Annotated in this window: 17 protein-coding genes; 13 read left to right on the plus strand and 4 right to left on the minus strand. The window is 54.1% G+C overall.

Features of this window, described 5'->3' with window-relative positions; all coding sequences use genetic code 11:
* Nucleotides 1-55 precede the first annotated feature (55 nt).
* Nucleotides 56-304, plus strand: coding sequence for a GlsB/YeaQ/YmgE family stress response membrane protein (locus tag GUC22_RS10825; RefSeq protein ID WP_004102935.1), 249 nt, complete (start codon nt 56-58; stop codon nt 302-304).
* A gap of 517 nt (nt 305-821) precedes the next feature.
* Here GUC22_RS10825 and GUC22_RS10830 read toward each other — a convergent pair.
* On the minus strand, nt 822-1,451 hold the full coding sequence (locus GUC22_RS10830; protein WP_004132907.1) for a helix-turn-helix domain-containing protein: 630 nt from the start codon (nt 1,449-1,451) through the stop codon (nt 822-824).
* A 79-nt stretch (nt 1,452-1,530) separates the two neighbouring features.
* Nucleotides 1,531-2,190: a winged helix-turn-helix transcriptional regulator gene (locus GUC22_RS10835; RefSeq protein WP_004132909.1), complete on the minus strand. Its 660-nt coding sequence runs from the start codon at nt 2,188-2,190 to the stop codon at nt 1,531-1,533.
* A gap of 432 nt (nt 2,191-2,622) precedes the next feature.
* Here GUC22_RS10835 and GUC22_RS10840 point away from each other — a divergent pair, with 432 nt between their 5' ends.
* The 12 genes from GUC22_RS10840 to ldtE all read left to right on the plus strand — a co-directional run bounded on the left by GUC22_RS10840 (nt 2,623) and on the right by ldtE (nt 15,003).
* Entirely contained in the window at nt 2,623-3,153 is a 531-nt protein-coding gene (locus tag GUC22_RS10840; RefSeq protein ID WP_082237049.1) for a fimbrial protein, read from the plus strand.
* A gap of 58 nt (nt 3,154-3,211) precedes the next feature.
* On the plus strand, nt 3,212-3,889 hold the full coding sequence (locus GUC22_RS10845) for a molecular chaperone (RefSeq protein ID WP_098363474.1): 678 nt from the start codon (nt 3,212-3,214) through the stop codon (nt 3,887-3,889).
* 44 nt (nt 3,890-3,933) lie between these two features.
* On the plus strand, nt 3,934-6,477 hold the full coding sequence (locus tag GUC22_RS10850; protein WP_154932451.1) for a fimbria/pilus outer membrane usher protein: 2,544 nt from the start codon (nt 3,934-3,936) through the stop codon (nt 6,475-6,477).
* 2 nt (nt 6,478-6,479) lie between these two features.
* Complete coding sequence (locus GUC22_RS10855; protein WP_049088735.1) at nt 6,480-7,427, plus strand: fimbrial protein; 948 nt, start codon at nt 6,480-6,482, stop codon at nt 7,425-7,427.
* Between the two features lie 11 nt (nt 7,428-7,438).
* Nucleotides 7,439-7,951, plus strand: a complete 513-nt coding sequence (locus GUC22_RS10860; protein WP_049088734.1) for a fimbrial protein — start codon at nt 7,439-7,441, stop codon at nt 7,949-7,951.
* Nucleotides 7,952-8,393: 442 nt separating this feature from the next.
* Nucleotides 8,394-8,771, plus strand: coding sequence for a Fe-S cluster assembly scaffold SufA (gene sufA / locus GUC22_RS10865; protein ID WP_004119171.1), 378 nt, complete (start codon nt 8,394-8,396; stop codon nt 8,769-8,771).
* A 2-nt stretch (nt 8,772-8,773) separates the two neighbouring features.
* Entirely contained in the window at nt 8,774-10,261 is a 1,488-nt protein-coding gene (gene sufB, locus GUC22_RS10870; RefSeq protein WP_049085414.1) for a Fe-S cluster assembly protein SufB, read from the plus strand.
* 16 nt (nt 10,262-10,277) lie between these two features.
* The gene (sufC, locus tag GUC22_RS10875) at nt 10,278-11,024 is read left to right on the plus strand and encodes a Fe-S cluster assembly ATPase SufC (RefSeq protein WP_148865701.1); all 747 of its coding nucleotides are present in this window, start codon (nt 10,278-10,280) and stop codon (nt 11,022-11,024) included.
* Nucleotides 10,999-12,273 carry a Fe-S cluster assembly protein SufD gene (gene sufD, locus GUC22_RS10880; protein ID WP_101867915.1) on the plus strand — a complete coding sequence of 425 codons (1,275 nt, stop codon included), beginning with the start codon at nt 10,999-11,001 and terminating at the stop codon, nt 12,271-12,273. The genes sufC and sufD overlap by 26 nt, the downstream gene beginning before the upstream one ends.
* Nucleotides 12,270-13,490, plus strand: coding sequence for a cysteine desulfurase SufS (gene sufS / locus GUC22_RS10885; protein ID WP_064342828.1), 1,221 nt, complete (start codon nt 12,270-12,272; stop codon nt 13,488-13,490). The genes sufD and sufS overlap by 4 nt, the downstream gene beginning before the upstream one ends.
* An 11-nt stretch (nt 13,491-13,501) precedes the next feature.
* Entirely contained in the window at nt 13,502-13,918 is a 417-nt protein-coding gene (sufE, locus tag GUC22_RS10890; protein WP_024357900.1) for a cysteine desulfuration protein SufE, read from the plus strand.
* A 101-nt stretch (nt 13,919-14,019) separates the two neighbouring features.
* Nucleotides 14,020-15,003, plus strand: coding sequence for a L,D-transpeptidase LdtE (gene ldtE / locus GUC22_RS10895; RefSeq protein WP_049086017.1), 984 nt, complete (start codon nt 14,020-14,022; stop codon nt 15,001-15,003).
* Between the two features lie 64 nt (nt 15,004-15,067).
* On the opposite strand, the gene lpp is transcribed toward ldtE, so the two are convergent.
* Both lpp and pykF read right to left on the minus strand, forming a co-directional pair.
* Entirely contained in the window at nt 15,068-15,304 is a 237-nt protein-coding gene (lpp, locus tag GUC22_RS10900; RefSeq protein WP_003029373.1) for a murein lipoprotein Lpp, read from the minus strand.
* A 311-nt stretch (nt 15,305-15,615) separates the two neighbouring features.
* Nucleotides 15,616-17,028, minus strand: coding sequence for a pyruvate kinase PykF (gene pykF / locus GUC22_RS10905; protein WP_004119183.1), 1,413 nt, complete (start codon nt 17,026-17,028; stop codon nt 15,616-15,618).
* Nucleotides 17,029-17,034: the final 6 nt, after the last annotated feature.

Raw genomic sequence — 17,034 nt, forward strand, 5'->3', positions numbered from 1 at the left:
ATGCTAATCTTTTATATACCAGAGATTTACAAGTAACGAGAGGATGGAGTTAGCTATGGGTATCATTTCATGGATCATTTTTGGCCTTATTGCCGGTATTTTAGCCAAGTGGATTATGCCGGGGAAAGACGGCGGCGGATTTATCGTTACCGTAATTCTCGGTGTCATCGGTGCAGTTGTCGGGGGTTGGATTAGTACTTTCTTCGGCTTTGGCCGTGTAGATGGTTTTAATTTCGGCAGCTTTGTCGTGGCGGTGATTGGCGCGCTGGTGGTCCTGTTTATCTACAGAAAGATCAGGAGCTAATTCGCGCTCCGTATCAGCTATGCCATAAAGTGAAGAGGCTGCCGCCATTGTCGGCAGCCTTTTTTAATATCCTGCCAATGCCTGTCCGGGCAATATCGCCTCTCTGAATCCTTGACCCAATATGCGCTCACCGGCCCGGTACGACGTCGGCCGGGGCCTGTTCCTTCATCAATATAAAGATCTGTCCGGCGACGGCGAGGCTCACGGATTTTTCGAGGGAAGAGGTTAATCGAGCAAAACGCTAATAATTAACAATACGACCATACACATCGACATGACATCTGTTTCTATTTCCATAATTCAGTACTACACAGGTTCCCGAACGGTCGCCGTTGCGACATTGCGTTAAAAGATGAAGGAAATTTAGCAGCGCATTCTACATGAGCCAGCCAGCAGTGAATAAATCTTTATTTTTGTGAAACGACAATACTTATAATGAAAACGAATAGAATTCGTTTCATGAATGCATTGGGCTGGCGACCGGATTGAGAGAAGAGCGCATGCTCAATCCTGTTAATCAGTACTTAGCAGGAAGCTTGTTGATTTTTATCAGTTTTCCCTCTTCCATTTCGATGAAGCCGCCGGTTTTTAGATCGGCCAGAATGCGCATAACGCCGCTACGGGAAAGCTGGGTTTTCTCCCGGATATAACGTTCAGCCGTCACGCTGTGCCGATAATCCGCTTCTTCCTCCATTAGCCTGAGCAACTGCTGGCGAATCATCTCGTAGGCCGTTGGCGCCCCCTGGGGCATGACGTTGTGATAGAGGCGGTTATAGACAAACATCAGCTGTTTAGAAAGTAATCCCCATAGCGCCTTCTCTTTAATAATTTCCTCGACGCGATCGGTGGTAAGAACGCCAATCAGGCACGGCGTGACGGTTTTAAAATAATCATTGAAGTAAATGTCTGTCAGGTTAGCGAGGCCGAAAATCGCGGGGCTGCGCGAAGTGGAAAGCATCATATCGTCACTTCTGCGGTATAACGCTATTGTCCCTTCAAGAATGAGATAACACATCCCTTGACCCTTCACCTGAAGGTCAAATCGCTCACCACGCCCTGTACTGTACGGAGTGCAGTATGGCTGTAAATGAGAAATAAACTCCTGTGCGTAAGGTGAGCCGCGAAATGCTTGCTTTGCCGATGACATAGTCAGAAATTCCTGAAGAGGATCGGACTTATTATAACCTTGCGCTTATCTCTTGCCACCCCCGCAGTTAATGGCACAATCAGTATTTCCGCGGTAGGTGGTGGATGTCGATCAGTACGCCGCGTTCCATCGTTATGTATTTACCCGTTCTTAGCTCCGCCAGAATGCGCATCACGCCGCTGCGGGAAAGATAGGTTCGGCTTTTGATATAGGCCGCCGCGGTGGTATTTTTCCTGATAGCTTCGGGCTCTTGCATTAATTCAACAAGTTGAAAGCGGATGATATCGTAGGCCGACATTTGCGATATCTGGGCGCAATGTTCATAGACCCGTGATGCGGTATAGATCAGCAGCTTTGAAAAATGCTCCCATAGATTTTGCTGCGCCACCACGCGATTAAAACAGTCCAGCGAAACGGCCGCGATTTCCGATGTTTCCAGAACTCTGACATACAGGCGTTCGGAGGAAAACTGGCTACATACGCCGAGAAGAAAGGGCGATGACTCGGAGTTTAAAACAATACCATCGCCACGACGATGCAAAGCAACGCTGCCGTGGATAAGTAAAAAACACTGCCGAACTTCATTATCGTAATAATGGACGATATCGCCTTTTGATACAATTCGCCTCTCGGCATGCGGCAGAATATTATCGATTAACCTTTCAATGTGCTTAAAGGGTTTTATACTCAGAACCTCAGCAGGCTCATTGCAGAGTTCAGGAATAATTCGCGTATTCATAAGATACCTCACTAACTTATGCGATCGTTTTTTGATCGATGTTGGGAATTATCTTAAAAAACATCATTTCAGGGAATGTTTACGTTAGGTCTATTAATAGACCGATCATGAATTTTCTCTTAACTAATTGATTTAATTGTTTTCGTGTTTTGGTCCAAAAATAGACTGGGAGACGTTTGATTAAGGAGTTCCTTAATTTAATTGTTTTATTTTTGTTAACTTTGAGTCTACGGGTAGACCGCGAAATAGATTGTGTGCTGAAAAGTAGTTGTATAAATTTTGTCTCGTCGGCAGGGGTAATCCGGTTTGAATAAAGCGTTTCAGTGGTGAGTGATATACCACTGGTTCCCGGCAATATATTAAAGCAATGGCAAGATGCGGACATTAAGTGTTTTGCCTGAATGTCAATAAAGTAAAACAGGATATGGCGTTATGAAAAAGACAATTGTTATTGCTATGCTTGCAGCAGGTTCTGCATTATCTATGAGTCATGCTTTCGCAGCAGCGGGTACCGTTAATTTTAATGGCAATATTTTGGATGCCGCCTGCGACATCGATGTCGCGTCTAAAAATCAGGTCGTGGTGTTGGGCGATTATTATAAAACTGAATTCCCGGCAGCCGGTTCCAGAACCGCCGCGACGAAATTCGATATTATTTTGAAAAACTGTCCGGCAACTGTTATCAATGCCAAAGTGCGCTTCGATGGAACCCCCGATTTAAGCAATTCCAGCCTGCTGGCAATTGATTCGTCGGTTCCTGGCGCTGCCACCGGCGTCGCAATTAACCTAATGACGGCGGATAAAGCCGACCTGCCTCTGCACGGCAGCAACGGTTATTCTTATACTCTCAGCAGCACCGCTGATAATACGCTGAATTTTTATGCTCAGTATCAATCGACTAATGCGGCGGTGGTCGCCGGTCCAGCTAACTCGGTCGCTAACTTCTCCGTAGTTTATAACTAAGTTTTTTGCAGTAATCAGTAGGGGGCCGGCCCGGCCCCTTTGTTTTAAGAGGTATACAATGCGTTTTATCAGAACATTTGGCCTGGCGATGACAATATTAACGCTGATGCAGGCGAGCGCTATCGCCGGAGTTATTATTGGCGGCACGCGGATCATTTTCGATGGTGCGAAAAAAGAATCCTCCATCAGCGTTAATAATCCTGACACGACGCCTTATTTAATTCAATCATGGATAGATGAGCGAGACGGGGGGGCTGGTAAAACGCCTTTTATTATTACGCCTCCGCTGTACCGTCTGGATAGCGGACAAAAAAATATTGAACGAATTGTCGCGATAGGTTCACTGCCTCAAACGCAAGAAAGCTTGTTCTGGGTGAATATTAAAGCAATTCCCTCGGCATCAAAGCAGATGAACTCCCTGCAAATTGCCGTGAAAACGCGGATCAAACTGATTTACCGACCCGTCACTCTTCGTGGGTCAACGCCGGAAGAACAGGCGAATAAGCTCACCTGGCAAAGAAGCGGCGATGAACTTCAGGTGAATAACCCAACGCCTTACGTCATTAACTTCAATGAAATTAGCGTGGGCGGGAAAGCGCTGGCGCAGGTGTCGTATGTTTTGCCTGCTTCGACAGCCCGGTTCCCATTGCCGGAGGGGGCCGCCGGTAATGCCCTGACATTTAAAATCATTAATGACTATGGTAGCCCCGGAGCATCACATCAAGCCAACTTGTAACCCCTGAACACATGGCCCGTCCTGCGTTAAATAGGTTAATAGCGATGACAATAAAAAATAATAAATTGCGACCTGCGCGTCTGGCGACGCTTATCGCCTTCGCGTTTACCGGTATTTCACAGGAGCTGTATGCCAGTGATTCGTTTAATACGGCGCTGGTAGAACTGGATAACCCCGGGGTGGGCAAAGCGGATTTATCGGCTTTCGAGTCTGGCTCCCAGGCGCCGGGAACATACCACGTGGATATTATTCTTGATGACCAGCTAATGGATACCCGGGATATTCCTTTTGCGATGGCAAAGACCGCTGACGGTAGTGAAGCATTACAGCCCTGTTTGAGCATTGAACTCTTAAAACAGTGGGGCGTGAAAACCGATCTTTTTCCCCAGTTGGCGGTAGAAGAAAGTGATTGCGCCAATCTCCAGGCGATTCCGCAGGCCAGCGCCGATTTTCAGTTTGGCGCCCAGCGGCTGGTCATCAGCATTCCCCAGGCGGCGATCAGCCTGCCGGCAAGGGGCTATGTGCCGCCGGAAATGTGGGATGAGGGGATTACTGCGGCCATGCTCAATTACAGCCTGAGCGGAGCAAACAATTGGGCGAAAACGGGTCAAGGCGCCAGCAGCGACAGCCAGTATGCGAACCTGCGTCCGGGTATCAATATCGGGCCGTGGCGTTTTCGCAACTACACCACCTGGTCACGGGAATCCTCCGGCCAGGATAAATGGGATACCGTTTATACCTACGCACAGCGCGCCATTATTCCGCTGAAAGGCCAGCTTACCGTCGGGGACAGCTCCGCGCCTGCCGATGTGTTTGACAGTATGCCGTTTCGCGGCGGCCAGCTGGCGTCAGATGACGATATGTTACCGGATTCTCTTAAGGGCTATGCGCCCGTGGTGCGCGGTATTGCTCGAACCAATGCGCAGGTCGTGGTGCGCCAGAACGGCTATCAGATCTACCAAAGCTACGTTGCGCCGGGGGCGTTTGAGATTAGGGATATGTATCCCACCGGCGGCGCGGGCGACCTCGACGTGACGATTAAAGAAGCCGATGGCAGCGAACAGCACTTCACGCTGCCCTACGCCTCGCTGCCGGTATTGCAACGGGAAGGGCGCTTAAAATACGCCATCACCGGCGGGCAATATCGCTCCTATAACAGCAGCGTGGATAAGACCCCTTTCGGGCAAGCCACCGCAATTTATGGTCTGCAGCACGGCATTACCCTCTATGGCGGCCTGCAAGAGTCAAGCAAATACCAGTCGCTTGCCTTTGGCGTGGGCAAAAATATGGGAGCGTTAGGCGCTATCTCCGCCGACGTTACTCAGGGCTGGTCAACGCCGGATAAAAAGGAAAAATCACAGGGCCAATCCTGGCGAGCGCGTTATAGCAAAAACTTCGCCGGGACCGGGACCCACTTTTCCATTGCGGGCTACCGCTATTCGACCAGCGGCTATTACGGGATGCAGGAAGTCCTCGATTCATATGGCGACAGCAGCGCGCTGCAGGAGCGCAGGCGCAACCGCGCGGAGCTGACGATGAGCCAGACGCTGAGTCGTGAGCTGGGGTCGCTTACCCTCAGCGCGGCGCGGGAAGACTACTGGAATTCCGCCAGGTCGATGGCTTCCTGGAGCGTCGGATACAACAACTACTGGCGCAATATTAGCTACGGCCTGACCTGGACATACAGCAGAAATGGCAGCGCTGCGTCATACGACGGCGGGCGCGGGCGAAACAGCGACCATGACCAGCAGTTGGCGTTTAACGTCAGCGTACCGCTGGAGAAATTCCTCCCGCAAACGTGGGCCAGCTATGGCATGAACGCCAGCAAGAATAACGGAACGACGCACAACATCGGCATCAACGGCGTCGCGCTGGAAAACAACTCGCTGAACTGGAACGTACAGCAGGGTTACGGTACGAATGGCGTGGGTTACATCGGCAATATGAACGGTGACTATAAAGCCACGTACGGCGAAGTGACGGCGGGCTATAGCTACGACAGAAATAGCGAGCGGCTTAATTATGGTCTGCAGGGCGGCGTTATCGCCCACGCCGACGGCATCACGCTTTCTCAACCGCTCGGTGAAACCAACGTCTTAATCAAAGCTCCCGGCGCGTACGGCCTGAATATTCGCAATCAACCCGGCGCGCGCACCGACTACCGGGGATATACGGTGGTCAGCAATATTTCCGTCTATCGGAAAAACGACCTGACGCTCGACCCGCAAAGTATGCCTGATGATGTCGAGCTGGAGATCAACACCGATACGGTCACGCCGACGCGAGGCGCGGTGGTGAGGGCCGATTACCTTGCAAAAGTGGGGCGCCGGGTACTCATGACCTTAACGGACAATAACCACTTTGTGCCGTTTGGCGCCGTGGTGACGCTTGCTGATGGTAATCAAAGCAGCTTTATCGTCGGCGATCGCGGCCAGGTTTTTTTAAGCGGAATGCCCGAACAGGGGGCGATAGTCGCAACATGGGGCCGCCAGTCCAGCCAACAGTGCCGTGCTGATTTCAGCCTGCCGCAACAATCAACCTACGCTGGAATAACCGAAGTTAGCGCCAGTTGTCATCAGGAACGTTAAAAATGAGATTGATTTATTCTGTTATTTTGCTCGGCTTAATGGCCGGATGGAATAGCGCGCGTGCCGGAACCTGCACGACAATTATCCCGCAGCTCTCCACGCTGTCTGTGGGAACCCTTACCGTACAGCGTGATGCGCCGGTCGGAACGGTTATTTTTTCTCGTAACGCGACGATAACCAGCTCTTATTTAACCGGATGCACCAACCCATTAATGCTTGGGTTTAGCATGCGCTACCTTAGCGCGACGCCGAGTAGCTACGGTAATCATGTTTACGCCACCAATGTCGCGGGGATTGGTATTCGCTTCTCTTCCGGGAATTACTTTGAAAACCCGAGTAATACCTTTTCTTATGAAGCGCAGTCCTCCTACGTGGAGTGGTGGGGCGGTAAAATTGAGCTGGTGGTCACCGGCCAGGTGTCGTCGGGCGCATTAACGCCGGGAACGATCGGCGTGGTGACGCTACAGGGCAGCGACGGCGTCTACCGTGACGGCCTGACCACCAACCTCACCGATGGGACCATTAACGCGCTGGCCTGCAATATCACGACGTCTCAACTGACCTTCCCGATTGGCGATATTTCAGCGGCAACGTTCGGCTCGGCCGTCGGCACCACGCCTGCGGGCGCGCAGAATACGCAGAATCTGGGATTAAGCTGCAGCGCCGGAACCAATATTAATGTATCGCTGAGCGGCGTACAGCATCCGGACGTTGCCGATACCAGCGTCATGGCATTAACGGGGCAGGGCAGCGCCGGGACGGCAAAAGGCGTGGGAGTCCAGCTTTTATATAACGGCGCTCCGTTGGCTATCAATAGCCCGCTGTTCTTAAAACGCTCTGCGGGCGGCCAGGAAACGCTGCCGTTGACGGCCCGTTATTACCAGACCTTAACGTCCGTTGAGTCAGGCTCGGCAAACGCGACCGCCACGCTGAATTTGACGTACCAGTAACAGGTGAAAAAATGAAAATACTCCACAAAAAAATGCTTCTTCTGGCTTTTCTGTGCTGGAAAGCGTTTTCTGCCGACAGCGTGAGCGTAGGCGTAACGGGAAATATTGTTGCCTCGCCCTGTATATTTAATGGCGGAAATAGCAACCTCAATGTCAATCTTGGCGATATTCAGGCAACAAATATGGTTACGCCAGGGTCATCCTCCGACCCGGTGGCCTTTAATTTGCTGTTTACCAACTGCCCGGCGGGAACGCGCAGCGTAACGACCTCCTTCACCGGAAACCCGGATCCGGTTGCCGGCCCTGACTATTATATGAATAGCGGTACCGCAACAAACGTGGCGATCGCGATGAGCGAAGCGGGCAGCGGCGCGCTAAAGGGGACGGGTTCCAGTATTATGCGCAACATCGCGGCAGACAGAACCGCCACCCTGGCCATGCAGGCCTCGGTTAAATCGATGTCAGGGGGCGCGACGCCCGGCAGCGTGAGTGCCGTTGTGGTCATGACGCTACAGTACAATTAAACCGGCAACCGTGTCAGCGCGACGCCGGTTACGTATTTTTTTATGGAATCGTCGTGACGCTGCGTCGTTCTATTCCCGCCGTTAGTCAGGCCTTTTCGGCCTCATAGCCGGTAAAGCTCCCACTTTTCTACCCGTAATAGGCGACGGTAAGTCTGTTGCCTTCCACGGCGGGTTGTATGCAAGGCAAATCATCTATCTCAAAAATAGGTATTTTCGATGCATATTTTAATTTTCCAGCAACTTCTGCCTTCCACCCCATAAAATACATTATTAATCAAAGTATTGAACAATTTATTCCATCTCCGATATCTCTCCTGTCAGGGTCTATGCTTATAAAAAGAGCCTGATGGGGGAATACCCCTTCTTCGGATGGGTTGAAGTGATAATCATTATCACTAACATAGCGGTATGTCCCGATGGCGTCAACCTATGAGGTAGAGCGATGAATTCACATGCAGGAACTTTCAATCCCGAAGATTTTAGCTGGCGTGGGCTGGTCATGACTCCAGCCGCCGCCGCCCATATTCGCGATCTGGTCCGCAAACAGCCTGATATGCAGGGGCTGCGCCTGGGGGTTAAAACCAGCGGCTGCGCCGGTTTTGGCTACGTTCTCGAATTAATCGCTGAACCGGCGAAAGACGACCTGCTCTTTGAGCGCGACGGCGCGAAGCTATGGGCGCCGCTGCAGGCCATGCCGTTTATTGATGGCACCGAACTCGATTACGTTCGCGAAGGCTTAAATCAAATCTTCAAATTCCATAATCCAAAAGCCCAGCACGAATGCGGCTGCGGCGAAAGTTTTGGCGTTCAGGCGGAGTAACTATGTCTCGTAATACTGAAGCAACCGACGATGTCAAAACCTGGAGCGGCGGGCCACTCAACTATAAAGAAGGCTTTTTCACGCAGCTGCAGACCGATGAGCTGGCGAAAGGCATAAACGAAGAGGTGGTTCGGGCGATTTCCGCGCGCCGCAATGAGCCGGAATGGATGCTGGAGTTTCGTCTGAACGCGTTTAAGGCCTGGCAGGCGATGGAAGAGCCGCACTGGCTGAAGGCGCACTACGACAAGCTGAACTATCAGGATTACAGCTATTACTCGGCGCCCTCCTGCGGCAACTGCGATGACGGCTGCGCCTCTGAGCCTGGCGCTTTGCAGCAGACGGGCTCCAGCGCGTTTTTGACCAATGAAGTTGAAGAGGCGTTCAATCTCCTCGGCGTGCCGGTGCGCGAGGGGCGGGAAGTGGCGGTCGATGCCATTTTTGACTCGGTTTCCGTCGCTACCACCTATCGCGAAAAGTTGGCGGAGCAGGGGATTATCTTCTGTTCGTTCGGCGAGGCGATCCACGATCACCCGGAACTGGTGCAGAAATACCTCGGCACCGTGGTGCCGGGCAACGACAACTTCTTTGCCGCACTCAACGCGGCGGTGGCCTCCGACGGGACCTTTATCTATGTTCCTAAAGGCGTACGCTGCCCGATGGAGCTGTCGACCTATTTCCGCATCAACGCGGAAAAAACCGGCCAGTTCGAGCGCACCATTCTGGTCGCCGACGAAGGCAGCTATGTAAGCTACATTGAAGGCTGCTCGGCGCCGGTACGCGATAGCTACCAGCTGCACGCGGCGGTGGTTGAAGTGATCATTCATAAGGACGCCGAGGTGAAGTACTCCACGGTGCAAAACTGGTTCCCCGGCGACAACAACACCGGCGGGATCCTTAACTTCGTCACCAAGCGCGCGCTGTGCGAGGGCGAGAACAGCAAAATGTCGTGGACCCAGTCGGAAACCGGCTCGGCGATCACCTGGAAATATCCAAGCTGTATTCTGCGCGGGGATAACTCCATCGGCGAGTTCTTCTCGGTGGCGCTGACCAGCGGCCATCAGCAGGCGGATACGGGGACCAAGATGATCCATATCGGTAAAAACACCCGCTCGACGATTATCTCGAAGGGGATTTCTGCCGGCCACAGCCAGAACAGCTATCGCGGGCTGGTCAAAATCATGCCCACCGCAACCAACGCGCGCAACTTCACCCAGTGTGATTCGATGCTGATTGGTCCGGACAGCGGGGCGCATACCTTCCCTTACGTGGAATGCCGGAACAACAGCGCGCATCTGGAGCATGAAGCGACCACGTCGCGGATCGGCGAAGATCAGCTGTTTTACTGCCTGCAGCGCGGCATCAGCGAGGATGATGCGATTTCGATGATCGTCAACGGTTTCTGTAAGGACGTTTTCTCAGAGCTGCCGCTGGAGTTTGCCGTAGAAGCGCAGAAATTACTGGCGATTAGTCTTGAACACAGCGTCGGCTGATAACAAAGGAAATAAGATGTTAAGTATTAAAAATTTGCAGGTCGCCGTCGAAGACAAAGAGATCCTGCGCGGACTGAATCTGGACGTTCGCCCCGGCGAAGTGCACGCCATTATGGGGCCGAACGGCTCCGGGAAAAGTACGCTCTCCGCCACCCTGGCCGGACGCGAAGACTATGAAGTGACCGGCGGTAGCGTGGAGTTTAAAGGCAAAGATCTGCTGGAACTCGCCCCGGAGGATCGCGCCGGCGAAGGCATCTTTATGGCCTTCCAGTATCCGGTGGAAATTCCCGGCGTCAGCAATCAGTTTTTCCTGCAAACCGCGCTGAACGCCGTGCGTCGCTACCGCGGCCAGGAGCAGCTTGACCGCTTTGACTTCCAGGACCTGATGGAAGAGAAAATTAAGCTGCTGAAAATGCCCGAGGATCTGCTGACCCGTTCGGTTAACGTCGGCTTCTCCGGCGGCGAGAAAAAGCGCAACGATATCCTGCAGATGGCGGTACTGGAACCGGAGCTGTGCATCCTCGACGAGTCCGACTCCGGGCTGGATATCGACGCGCTGAAGATTGTCTCTGACGGCGTTAACGCCCTGCGCGACGGCAAGCGCGCGTTTATTATCGTCACCCACTATCAGCGCATTCTCGACTATATCAAGCCGGATTACGTCCACGTGCTGTACCAGGGGCGGATCGTCAAATCCGGCGACTTTACTCTGGTCAAACAACTGGAGGAGCAGGGCTATGGCTGGCTTACCGAACAGCAGTAACGCGCTGCAGCAGTGGCACCATCTGTTTGAGTCGCAAAGCGGGCAGCGCAGCCCGCAGGCGCATCAGCATCTGCAACAGCTGCTGCGGCTGGGCCTGCCGACGCGTAAACATGAAAACTGGAAATATACGCCGCTGGACGCGTTACTGAATCAGACCTTTGTCGCCGCTCAGCCGCAGGCGCTGACGGCGGCCCAGCGAGACGCGCAGGCGCTAACGGTGGAGGCATGGCGCCTGGTGTTTGTCGACGGTCAGTTTAGCGACAACCTGAGCGACGATCTGGCCGCCAGCGGCTATGAAGTGCAGGTGGATAACGAGCGTCAGCATCTGCCTGACGCCGTTCAGCCCGAAGTCTTTCTGCATTTGACCGAAAGCCTGGCAACCACCGTCACCCACATCCGGGTCAGGCGCAACCAGCGCCCGCAAAAACCGCTGCTGATTATGCACCTGACGCGCGGGCTGGCGAGCGATGAAATGAATACCGCCCACTATCGCCATCATCTGGAGCTGGAGAGCGGCGCGCAGGCGACCATCATCGAACATTATCTGAGCCTCAACGACCAGCGCCACTTTACCGGCGCAAGGCTGACGATGACCGTGGCGGATAACGCCCACCTGCAGCATATCAAGCTGGCGTTTGAGAATGCGCAAAGCTACCACTTTGCCCACAACGACCTGGCGCTCGGGCGCGACAGCTCCGCCTTCAGCAGCAGTTTTCTCCTCGGGAGCGCGGTGCTCCGCCACCACACCAGCACGCGGCTGAACGGAGAAAACAGCAACCTGCGGATTAACTCGCTGGCGATGCCGGTCAACGGCGAAGTCTGCGACAGCCGCACCTGGCTCGATCATAAAGTCGGATACTGCAACAGCCGCCAGCTGCATAAAACCATCGTCAACGACAAAGGGCGGGCGGTATTTAACGGCCTGATAAACGTCGCGCCGCATGCGATCAAAACCGATGGCCAGATGACCAACAACAACCTGCTGCTTGGCCGCTTATCGGAAGTGGATACCAAACCGCAGCTGGAGATTTACGCTGATGACGTGAAGTGCAGTCACGGCGCGACCATTGGGCGCATCGATGATGAACAGCTGTTTTATCTGCGCTCGCGCGGCATTACGCAGCAGGCGGCGCAGCAGATGATTCTTTACGCCTTTGCCGCCGAGCTCACCGAAGCGATCGATGATGAGGCGCTCAGGCAGCAGATACTGGCGCGTATCGGCCAGCGTCTGCCGGGAGGTAACCTATGACATTTTCTGTGCAACGCGTGCGCGCGGATTTTCCGCTACTCCACCGCGAGGTGAACGGCCAGCCGCTAGCCTATCTCGATAGCGCCGCCAGCGCGCAGAAGCCGGAAGCGGTAATTAACGCCGAGGCGGGATTTTACCGCCACGGCTATGCGGCGGTGCATCGCGGCATTCATACGCTCAGCGCGGAAGCCACGGCGCGCATGGAGCAGGTGCGCCAGCAGGCGGCGACGTTCCTCAACGCCAGCTCGGCGGAAGAGGTAGTGTTTGTTCGCGGCACCACGGAAGGCATTAACCTCGTGGCCAACAGCTGGGGGAACGCCAACGTCGGCGCCGGCGACAATATCATCGTCAGCGCGATGGAACATCACGCTAATATTGTGCCATGGCAGATGCTGTGCGCCAGAGTAGGCGCGCAGCTGAGGGTGATCCCGCTGAATCAGGACGGTACCCTGCAGCTGGATGCGATCCCCGGCCTGTTTGACGATCGCACCCGCCTGCTGGCCATCACCCAGGTGTCTAACGTGCTGGGAACCGAAAACCCGATCGCCGCCCTGGCCGCTTTAGCCCATCAGCATGGCGCGAAGGTGCTGGTGGACGGCGCGCAGGCGGTCATGCACCATCCGGTTGATGTTCAGGCGCTGGACTGCGATTTTTACGCCTTCTCCGCGCACAAGCTGTATGGCCCCACCGGGATCGGCGTACTCTACGTCAAACAGGACATTTTGCAGGCGATGCCGCCGTGGGAAGGGGGCGGATCGATGATCGCCACCGTCAGCCTGACGGAAGGCACCACCTGGGCAAAAGCGCCGTGGCGCTTCGAGGCGGGAACGCCGAATACCGGCGGCATCATTGGACTGGGCGCGGCGCTGGATTACGTCAGCGCGCTGGGGCTGACGCAAATCGCGGAATATGAACAAACCCTGATGCGCTACGCGCTGCAGGCGCTGGAGAGCGTGGCGGATTTAACCCTGTACGGCCCGCCAAATCGCCTGGGAGTGATTGCCTTTAATCTCGGCAAACATCATGCCTACGATGTCGGCAGCTTCCTGGATAACTACGGCATCGCGGTGCGGACCGGGCACCACTGCGCCATGCCGCTCATGGCGTTCTACGGCGTCCCTGCCATGTGCCGGGCATCGCTGGCGATGTACAATACCACGGAAGAGGTGGACCGGCTGGTAGCGGGCCTGCAGCGGATCCACAAATTATTAAGCTAAAGGAAGTGACTATGGCGGCGTTACCGGACAGAGACAAACTGCTGCGCAACTTTAGCCGTTGCGCGAACTGGGAAGAGAAATATCTCTATATTATTGAACTGGGACAGCGCCTGGCGCCGCTGAGCCCGGAGGAACACAGCGCGCAGAACATCATTCAGGGCTGCCAGAGTCAGGTGTGGATCGTGATGGCGCAGGAGCCGGGGGGGGCTATTGCGCTTCGCGGCGACAGCGACGCGGCCATCGTGAAAGGACTTATCGCGGTGGTATTTATCCTTTATGACCAGATGACGGCTAAGGATATCACCGCTTTTGACGTGCGCCCGTGGTTTGAAAAAATGGCCTTGACGCAGCATCTTACCCCCTCGCGCTCGCAAGGACTGGAAGCCATGATCCGCGCAATTCGCGCGAAAGCTGCAAATCTTAGCTAGAATAAAACAGTAGATTTCATTCTGTTATGCACGACGGGAGGCTAGCCTCCCGTCGTGCATAACAGGCTTGGCGTTTTATCAGCGAAAGAAGGAATCTCAGTATGAAACGCGCTTCTCTTATCACCCTGGCTCTTCTGAGCGCCCTCAGCGCGTCACACGCAGCCTGGGCCGTTGATTACCCCCTTCCTCCTGCCAATAGTCGTCTGATTGGTGAGAACCAGTTCTGGACGGTACAGGAGGGCGACCGCAACCTGCAGGCGATTGCCCGTCGTTTTGATACGGCGGCGATGCTGATCCTCGAAGCGAACGATACCATTGCGCCGGTGCAGCCTAAACCGGGTACACAGGTGCTGATACCCTCGCAGATGCTGCTACCGGACGTGCCGCGTGAGGGCATCGTCGTCAACCTGGCGGAACTGCGCCTCTACTACTTCCCGCCGGGAATGAATCAGGTGCAGGTTTATCCCCTGGGGATTGGTCAGCAGGGGCTGGAGACGCCGGAGATGACCACCCGTATCGGGCAGAAAATCCCGAACCCCACCTGGACGCCGACGGCGGGCATCCGCGCCCGCTCGCTGGAGAAGGGGATTAAACTGCCGCCGGTGGTGCCCGCAGGGCCGAATAACCCGCTAGGTCGCTATGCGCTGCGTCTGGCGTACGGCAACGGTGAATATCTTATTCATGGCACCAGCGCGCCGGACAGCGTCGGTCTGCGCGTAAGCTCCGGCTGCATGCGCATGAACGCGGCGGACATCCAGGCGTTATTCAATCAGGTGAAAAGCGGCACCCCGGTGCGGATAATCAACCAGCCGGTCAAATTCGCCGTGGAGCCGGACGGTAAGCGCTATGTTGAAGTTCATCGCCCGCTGACGCCGGATGAGAGCAGCAACGCGCAGACCATGGCCTATACGCTTCCGGCGGAGTTTCATCAGTTTGCGGGGGATAAAGCGGTTGACGAGGCGCAGCTTAAACGCGCGCTGACCAGACGAGCAGGCTATCCGGTGGCGATCTCCGCGGGTGAAAGCGCCGCGTCGGGCCTGTCGGTACAGAATACGCCGCTGGATGAAGCGAAAAGCGTGCAGTAGGCGGGGATGCGGAAGACAAAAAAAATGGCGCACAATGTGCGCCATTTTTATTACACAGATACTATTACTTACGGTATTTAGTAGCTGCGTTGTCCAGACGCTGGTTAGCGCGAGCTGCGTCATCTTTAGCAGCCTGAACGTCGGAACGCATTGCGTTCACGTCGTTGCTCAGCTGGTCAACTTTAGCGTTCAGAGTCTGAACGTCAGAAGACAGCTGATCGATTTTAGCATTGCTGGAGCAACCAGCCAGCAGAGTAGAACCCAGGATTACCGCGCCCAGTACCAGTTTAGTACGATTCATTATTAATACCCTCTAGATTGAGTTAATCTCCATGTAGCGTTACAAGTATTACACAAACTTTTTTGTGATGAGAATATTTTTTTACCTGAATACGCTTATTTTTGATCGTTCGCTCAAAGAAGCATCGAAATCATCACGTAACTTTAAAAAGGCGAGTGAAAACAGCGCGCTTCCATCGGATTCATCTTAGATAATCTCGCGTTAAATAGTAAATTCCGATTTGCATTTTTATTAATAGCGGCTAGTGCCGGAATAAAAAAAAGCGCCCCGAGAGGCGCTTTTAAAGGAAATACTAATTAACCTGTAAATTATTACAGCACGTGCACGGAAGCGGTATTGGTGGTTCCGCTCGGGACTAACGCGCCGGAAACCATAACAACCACGTCGCCTTTACGCGCCAGACCGCTCTGCAGCGCCAGTTCTTTACCCTGGATGTAGAACGCATCGGTAGAGGAGATATCTTCAACCAGCTGTGCCACAACGCCTTTGCTCAGCACCAGCTGACGCGCGGTGGTTTCGTTGGTGGTCAGCGCCAGGATAGTGGCATCCGGGAAGTATTTACGTACGGCGCGCGCGGATTTACCGCCCTGGGTTGCCACAACGATCAGCGGCGCTTCCAGTTTTTCAGCCGTTTCTACCGCACCGCGGCACACCGCTTCGGTGATGCGCAGCTTACGGTTGTCGTTGTTGTACTCAAGACGGCTGGTCATGACGCGGTCGGTACGTTCGCAGATGGTCGCCATGATGGTGACCGCTTCCAGCGGGTATTTACCTTTCGCGGATTCGCCGGACAGCATAACTGCGTCGGTGCCGTCGAGGATGGCGTTGGCCACGTCGCCTGCTTCCGCACGGGTCGGACGCGGGTTTTTGATCATGGAATCCAGCATCTGGGTCGCGGTGATAACGACTTTACGCGCGCGGATACATTTCTCGATCATCATCTTCTGCGCGAAGATAACTTCTTCAACCGGGATTTCAACGCCCAGGTCGCCACGGGCTACCATGATGCCGTCAGAGGCTTCGAGGATTTCGTCGAAGTTGTTCAGGCCTTCCTGGTTTTCGATTTTGGAGATGATCTGGATCTTCTCGCCGCCGTGGGCTTTCAGGTGCTCACGGATTTCAACAACGTCAGAACGCTTACGGATAAAGGATGCCGCAACAAAGTCAACGCCCTGTTCGCAACCGAAGATCAGGTCCTGTTTGTCTTTTTCAGCCAGCGCCGGCAGCGCGATAGATACGCCCGGCAGGTTAACGCCTTTGTTCTCGCCGAGGTCGCCGTTGTTCAGCACTTTACAAACAACTTTGTTGCCTTCGATAGCGGTCACTTCCATACCGATCAGACCATCGTCAACCAGTACCGTGTTGCCAACGCTCAGGTCGCTGGTGAAGCCTTCATAGGTCACCGCAACGATTTCGTTATTACCGACAACGGATTTATCGGTGGTGAAGGTGAAGGTCTGGCCTGCTTTCAGGGAGACGTCGTTGCCGCCTTCCAGCTTAATGGTACGGATTTCCGGACCTTTGGTGTCCAGCAGGATTGCCGCTTTCTTACCGGTTTTACTCATCACATTGCGCAGATTCTGGATGCGCTGACCGTGTTCCGCATAGTCACCGTGAGAGAAGTTCAGACGCATAACGTTCATGCCCGCGTCCAGCATTTTGGTCAACATCTCTTCGGATTCGGTTTTCGGACCGATGGTGCAAACAATTTTGGTCTTTTTCATGACAGT

The organism is Klebsiella sp. MPUS7 (genome assembly GCF_009905335.1).
Lineage (GTDB): Bacteria > Pseudomonadota > Gammaproteobacteria > Enterobacterales > Enterobacteriaceae > Klebsiella > Klebsiella grimontii.

What these genes read in the sequence shown, in the direction of transcription:
- sufE (WP_024357900.1), top strand. Translation starts at nt 13,502, where the DNA reads ATGGCGGCGTTACCGGACAGAGACAAACTGCTGCGCAACTTTAGCCGT.
- GUC22_RS10855 (WP_049088735.1), top strand. Translation starts at nt 6,480, where the DNA reads ATGAGATTGATTTATTCTGTTATTTTGCTCGGCTTAATGGCCGGATGG.
- pykF (WP_004119183.1), bottom strand. Translation starts at nt 17,028, where the DNA reads ATGAAAAAGACCAAAATTGTTTGCACCATCGGTCCGAAAACCGAATCC.
- GUC22_RS10860 (WP_049088734.1), top strand. Translation starts at nt 7,439, where the DNA reads ATGAAAATACTCCACAAAAAAATGCTTCTTCTGGCTTTTCTGTGCTGG.
- GUC22_RS10845 (WP_098363474.1), top strand. Translation starts at nt 3,212, where the DNA reads ATGCGTTTTATCAGAACATTTGGCCTGGCGATGACAATATTAACGCTG.
- GUC22_RS10830 (WP_004132907.1), bottom strand. Translation starts at nt 1,451, where the DNA reads ATGTCATCGGCAAAGCAAGCATTTCGCGGCTCACCTTACGCACAGGAG.
- sufC (WP_148865701.1), top strand. Translation starts at nt 10,278, where the DNA reads ATGTTAAGTATTAAAAATTTGCAGGTCGCCGTCGAAGACAAAGAGATC.
- GUC22_RS10850 (WP_154932451.1), top strand. Translation starts at nt 3,934, where the DNA reads ATGACAATAAAAAATAATAAATTGCGACCTGCGCGTCTGGCGACGCTT.
- sufA (WP_004119171.1), top strand. Translation starts at nt 8,394, where the DNA reads ATGAATTCACATGCAGGAACTTTCAATCCCGAAGATTTTAGCTGGCGT.
- GUC22_RS10825 (WP_004102935.1), top strand. Translation starts at nt 56, where the DNA reads ATGGGTATCATTTCATGGATCATTTTTGGCCTTATTGCCGGTATTTTA.
- ldtE (WP_049086017.1), top strand. Translation starts at nt 14,020, where the DNA reads ATGAAACGCGCTTCTCTTATCACCCTGGCTCTTCTGAGCGCCCTCAGC.
- GUC22_RS10835 (WP_004132909.1), bottom strand. Translation starts at nt 2,190, where the DNA reads ATGAATACGCGAATTATTCCTGAACTCTGCAATGAGCCTGCTGAGGTT.
- sufB (WP_049085414.1), top strand. Translation starts at nt 8,774, where the DNA reads ATGTCTCGTAATACTGAAGCAACCGACGATGTCAAAACCTGGAGCGGC.
- GUC22_RS10840 (WP_082237049.1), top strand. Translation starts at nt 2,623, where the DNA reads ATGAAAAAGACAATTGTTATTGCTATGCTTGCAGCAGGTTCTGCATTA.
- sufD (WP_101867915.1), top strand. Translation starts at nt 10,999, where the DNA reads ATGGCTGGCTTACCGAACAGCAGTAACGCGCTGCAGCAGTGGCACCAT.
- lpp (WP_003029373.1), bottom strand. Translation starts at nt 15,304, where the DNA reads ATGAATCGTACTAAACTGGTACTGGGCGCGGTAATCCTGGGTTCTACT.
- sufS (WP_064342828.1), top strand. Translation starts at nt 12,270, where the DNA reads ATGACATTTTCTGTGCAACGCGTGCGCGCGGATTTTCCGCTACTCCAC.